The organism is Corallococcus sp. CA041A (genome assembly GCF_003612075.1).
In the GTDB taxonomy this organism is placed as follows: domain Bacteria; phylum Myxococcota; class Myxococcia; order Myxococcales; family Myxococcaceae; genus Corallococcus; species Corallococcus exiguus.
Genome location: NZ_RAWF01000439.1, coordinates 1 through 4,345 on the forward strand (window position 1 = coordinate 1; position 4,345 = coordinate 4,345).

General features: G+C 67.6%; 5 protein-coding genes. 4 read left to right on the top strand and 1 reads right to left on the bottom strand.

Annotated features, from left to right (window positions below):
* Positions 1 to 220 precede the first annotated feature (220 nt).
* The 3 genes from D7V77_RS44050 to D7V77_RS40525 are packed head-to-tail and all read left to right on the top strand — an operon-like array spanning position 221 to position 2,681.
* Positions 221 to 394, top strand: a complete 174-nt coding sequence (locus D7V77_RS44050) for a hypothetical protein (RefSeq protein WP_158624584.1) — start codon at positions 221 to 223, stop codon at positions 392 to 394.
* Between the two features lie 43 nt (positions 395 to 437).
* Positions 438 to 1,007 carry a class I SAM-dependent methyltransferase gene (locus D7V77_RS40520; RefSeq protein ID WP_120581523.1) on the top strand — a complete coding sequence of 190 codons (570 nt, stop codon included), beginning with the start codon at positions 438 to 440 and terminating at the stop codon, positions 1,005 to 1,007.
* A 42-nt stretch (positions 1,008 to 1,049) separates the two neighbouring features.
* On the top strand, positions 1,050 to 2,681 hold the full coding sequence (locus D7V77_RS40525; RefSeq protein ID WP_120581524.1) for a fumarate hydratase: 1,632 nt from the start codon (positions 1,050 to 1,052) through the stop codon (positions 2,679 to 2,681).
* Positions 2,682 to 2,711: 30 nt separating this feature from the next.
* Here D7V77_RS40525 and D7V77_RS40530 read toward each other — a convergent pair whose 3' ends face one another.
* Positions 2,712 to 3,770, bottom strand: coding sequence for a type IV pilus twitching motility protein PilT (locus tag D7V77_RS40530; RefSeq protein WP_233597530.1), 1,059 nt, complete (start codon positions 3,768 to 3,770; stop codon positions 2,712 to 2,714).
* Between the two features lie 251 nt (positions 3,771 to 4,021).
* On the opposite strand from D7V77_RS40530, the gene D7V77_RS40535 reads away from it, so the two are divergent.
* Positions 4,022 to 4,315, top strand: a complete 294-nt coding sequence (locus D7V77_RS40535) for a FruA-associating protein, FapA (RefSeq protein ID WP_120558715.1) — start codon at positions 4,022 to 4,024, stop codon at positions 4,313 to 4,315.
* Positions 4,316 to 4,345: the final 30 nt, after the last annotated feature.

Sequence of the window (4,345 nt, forward strand, 5' to 3'; positions counted from 1 at the left end):
GAACAGGACCCCACCGCGTCCGCGCCCTCCGTCTGAGGCCCTCGAGCGCCGGGTGAAAAACCATGGCGCGCGAAGGTTTGACGCCGGGTGAGGGAGCTGTTGCCTGGGCGGCCACCGGCTGACTGCACCTGTGGCCAGGAAGGATACAAGCGGGGCCTTTCAGCCCCCACCTTCCGAGGAGGGTCGCCGCTGGTATGGTCCGTGCTTGGACTCACGTCCCATGGCCTACTACTTCCACGTGCTGGCACTCTGCGTAGGGGCCGCTCTTTGCCTCGTCCTGGGCCGGGCGCTCTTCGAGCCTGACGAGCCCGCTCCTGTCCCCGTCACCACCCAGCCGGACCCGGGCGCGCCCCGCGTGGTCCGCATGGACGCCGGCAACCACCCTCGCAAGTAGGGCCCCACGCCGGGGCGTCCCCGCGCGATGATGCGCGCTGACCGTGAGCGAGACCGGCTCCTTCCTTCTCTTCCTGCTGCTCTGGGCGGTGCTCCTCGTGGGGGTGCTGTCCATCGTCGTCTCCACGCTGCGCACCGGCGCGCCGCCCATGCCCAGCTCGCCCCGGGTGCGGCGGGCGCTGTTGGCCATGCTCCCGGCGGACACGCGGGGCACCGTGTTGGACCTGGGCTCGGGCTGGGGCGACGTGGCCTTCAACCTGGCGGATCACTGCCCCCAGGCGCGCATCGTCGCGTACGAGCTGTCCTGGTTGCCGTGGCTCTTCAGCCGGCTGCGCCAGCGGCTCTCCCCCCGCCCCAACCTCACGCTGATTCACGGGGACTTCTTCGCCGCGTCCTTCCAGGACGCAACCTGCGTCATCTGCTACCTGTCCCCGGGCATCATGACGCGCCTGGCGCCCCGCTTCGCGGCCGAGCTGCCGGAAGGCTCGCGCATCTTGAGCCACACGTTCGGGCTGCGCGGCTGGACGCCCGTGCGCAGCGTGCGGCTCCAGGACCTCTACCGCACGCCTGTCTACCTCTACGAAGTGCCGCCCCGCGCGCCGCCCCGTGAGTAGAGTCCCCGCCCGTCCACCCCTTCTCGAAGAGACCCTCCCGCGATGAGTGACTTCCAGTTCCAGGACATGCTGCCGCTCGGCAAGGACGAGACGCCCTACCGCCTCCTCACGAAGGAGGGCGTCTCCACGTTCGAGGCCGGCGGACGCAGCTTCCTCCAGGTGGAGCCGGAGGCGCTCACGCTGCTCACCCGCGAGGCCATGCGGGACATCTCGCACCTGTTGCGCCCGGGCCACCTGCGGCAGCTGGCCAACATCCTCCAGGACCCGGAGGCGTCGTCCAACGACAAGTTCGTGGCGGTGGAGCTGCTCAAGAACGCGAACATCGCCGCGGGTGGCGTGCTGCCCTCCTGCCAGGACACCGGCACCGCCATCGTGATGGGCAAGAAGGGCCAGTACGTCCTCACGCGCGGCGGCGACGAGGCGGCCATCTCCAAGGGCGTGTTCGACACGTACCTCACGGCCAACCTGCGCTACTCGCAGATGGCGGCGCTGGACATGTACAAGGAGGTCAACACGGGCAACAACCTGCCCGCGCAGATCGAGCTCTACGCGACCGACGGCGACGCCTACAAGTTCCTCTTCATGGCCAAGGGCGGCGGCTCCGCGAACAAGAGCTACCTCTTCCAGGAGACGAAGGCCGTCCTCAACCCGCAGAGTCTGCTCGCGTTCCTGGAGCAGAAGATCCGCGCGCTGGGCACCGCCGCGTGCCCGCCGTACCACCTGGCCATCGTGGTGGGCGGCACGTCCGCGGAGTTCGCGCTGAAGACGGCGAAGTACGCCTCCGCGCGCTACCTGGACACGCTGCCCACGTCCGGCAACGCGCTGGGCCGGGGCTTCCGCGACGTGGAGCTGGAGCAGGAGGTGCTCAAGCTCACCCAGCGCACCGGCATTGGCGCGCAGTTCGGCGGCAAGTACTTCTGCCATGACGTGCGCGTCATCCGGCTGCCCCGCCACGGCGCGTCCTGCCCGGTGGCCATCGCCGTGTCGTGCTCCGCGGACCGCCAGGCGCTGGGGAAGATTACCCGCGACGGCGTCTTCCTGGAGGCGCTGGAGACGGACCCAGCGAAGTACCTGCCGGAGACCACGGACACGGACCTGTCCGGCGACGTGGTGAGGCTGGACTTGAACCGCCCCATGAGCGACCTGCGCGCGGAGCTGTCGCGCTACCCCATCAAGACGCGCCTGTCGCTGTCCGGCTCGCTGGTGGTGGCGCGCGACATCGCGCACGCCAAAATCAAGGAGCGCCTGGACCGGGGCGAGGGCATGCCCCAGTACCTCAAGGACCACATGGTCTATTACGCGGGCCCGGCGAAGACGCCGGAGGGCTACGCGTCCGGCTCCTTCGGCCCCACCACCGCGGGCCGCATGGACGCGTACGTGGATCAATTCCAGGCGGAGGGCGGCAGCTTCGTGATGCTCGCCAAGGGCAACCGCTCCCCGGCCGTCACGGAGGCCTGCAAGAAGCACGGCGGCTTCTACCTGGGCTCCATCGGCGGCCCGGCCGCGCGCCTGGCGCAGGACTGCATCAAGAAGGTGGAGGTGCTGGAGTACGCCGAGCTGGGCATGGAGGCCGTGTGGAAGATCGACGTGGTCGACTTCCCCGCCTTCATCGTCGTGGATGACAAGGGCAACGACTTCTTCGCGAACATCAACAAGCCGTCCGCGAAGAAGTAGGCCTCGGAAGTCACCTTCCGGCGCGCGCTCTCAGTCGAACTCGAGCGCGCGCTGGAAGTCCGCCGGGTTGGAGGCCGCGCTCTGCGCCGTCTCCAGCGTGATGTCGCCCGCGCGGTACAGCTGCGTCAGGTGCTGATCGAAGGACTGCATGCCGAACATGTCGCGGCCCTTCTCGATGACGTCCTTCAGCTCCGAGGCGCGGTCGTCCCGGATGTACTGCTCCACCGTCTTCGTCTGCACCATGATCTCCAGCGCCACCGTGCGGCCCTTGCCGGTGGCCTTGGGCAGCAGGCGCTGGGAGACGGTCGCCTTGAGCGAGTCCGCCAGGCGCATGCGCACCATGGTCTGCTCCTCCGCGGGGAACACCGACACCAGGCGGTTGATGGTGCGCGACGCGTCCGTGGTGTGCACCGTGGACAGCACCAGGTGGCCCGTCTCCGAAGCCTTCAGCGCGATGTCGATGGTCTCCGTGTCGCGCATCTCGCCCACCAGGATGACGTCCGGGTCCTGACGCAGCGCCGCTCTCAGCGCGATGGAGAAGTTCGCCGTGTCCGGGCCAATCTCCCGCTGGGAGATGGAGGACTTCACGTTCTTGTAGATGAACTCGATGGGGTCCTCGATGGTGAGGATGTGCAGGCTCTCCGTGTGGTTGATGTGGTTGATCATCGACGCCAGCGTGGAGCTCTTGCCGGACCCCGTGGCCCCCGTCACCAGCACCAGCCCGCGCTCGTTGCCGGCGATGGTTTTCAGCACCTGCGGCAGGCCCAGCCCGTCGATGCTGGGAATCTCATCCGGGATGATGCGCAGGATGCAGGCCAGCGAGCCGCGCTGCCGGTAGATGTTCACCCGGAAACGCGCCACGCCCGGAAGGCTGTAGGACGAGTCGCATTCCTGCACACTGTCCACCTGCGCCTTCACCAGCGGATCGTTCATCACGTGCAGCGCGACCTGCTTCGTGTGATCAGCCTGGAGCTTTTCCATCTTCAACGGCCGCAACACGCCGTTCACCCGGTAGATGGGCGGATCCCCAGGGCGGAAGTGGATGTCCGAAGCCCCGTTCTGGACGCCAACGGTGAGCAGCTTGTTCAAGGTGTTCAGGTCCAGGTAATCCCTCTCACTTCACGAATGGAGCGGAGGATTCTAGGAGAAGGGCACCCAATTCCTCCATGGTTGCAATGTGGGAAGCATTCCCCAGCCTCACTGTACTAAGTTTTCCCGCAAATCAAGGAAGGCGAGTACCCCGGGGGATGAAGGAACTGTCCTCGACTGCTCACCAGTGGCCGTCTTCCTGCCCAGGTGGCCCGGATGCCCTGCCCGGAATCCGTGGCGAACATCCGGGCATGAACGCACAAACCGAGCAGGCCCCCCACTATGAAGAGCTGTCCTCCGCTGACTACGCCGCCCTGGAGGTGTGGGATCCCACCCAGGTGGTGATTACGCCGCGCATGGCGGCCCGGCTGTGGTTGCAGACCAGCCTGCGGCTGACCCGCGCCCAGAAGGAGCTGCACGACGCCATCTTCGCCAACGACGCGAGTGAAGCGGCGAAGGACCGCTATGCCGAGGCCCGCGCGGAGCTGGACTCGGCGGAGGCGTGGGCCCTGCACGTGGCCCGCAACATCCCTCGCCACCGGTAGTCGGAAGTACCACCTCCACCCCCCCCGGAC

Coding starts and splice junctions, on each gene's coding strand:
- D7V77_RS44050 (WP_158624584.1), top strand. CDS start 221: ATGGCCTACTACTTCCACGTGCTGGCACTCTGCGTAGGGGCCGCTCTT.
- D7V77_RS40535 (WP_120558715.1), top strand. CDS start 4,022: ATGAACGCACAAACCGAGCAGGCCCCCCACTATGAAGAGCTGTCCTCC.
- D7V77_RS40525 (WP_120581524.1), top strand. CDS start 1,050: ATGAGTGACTTCCAGTTCCAGGACATGCTGCCGCTCGGCAAGGACGAG.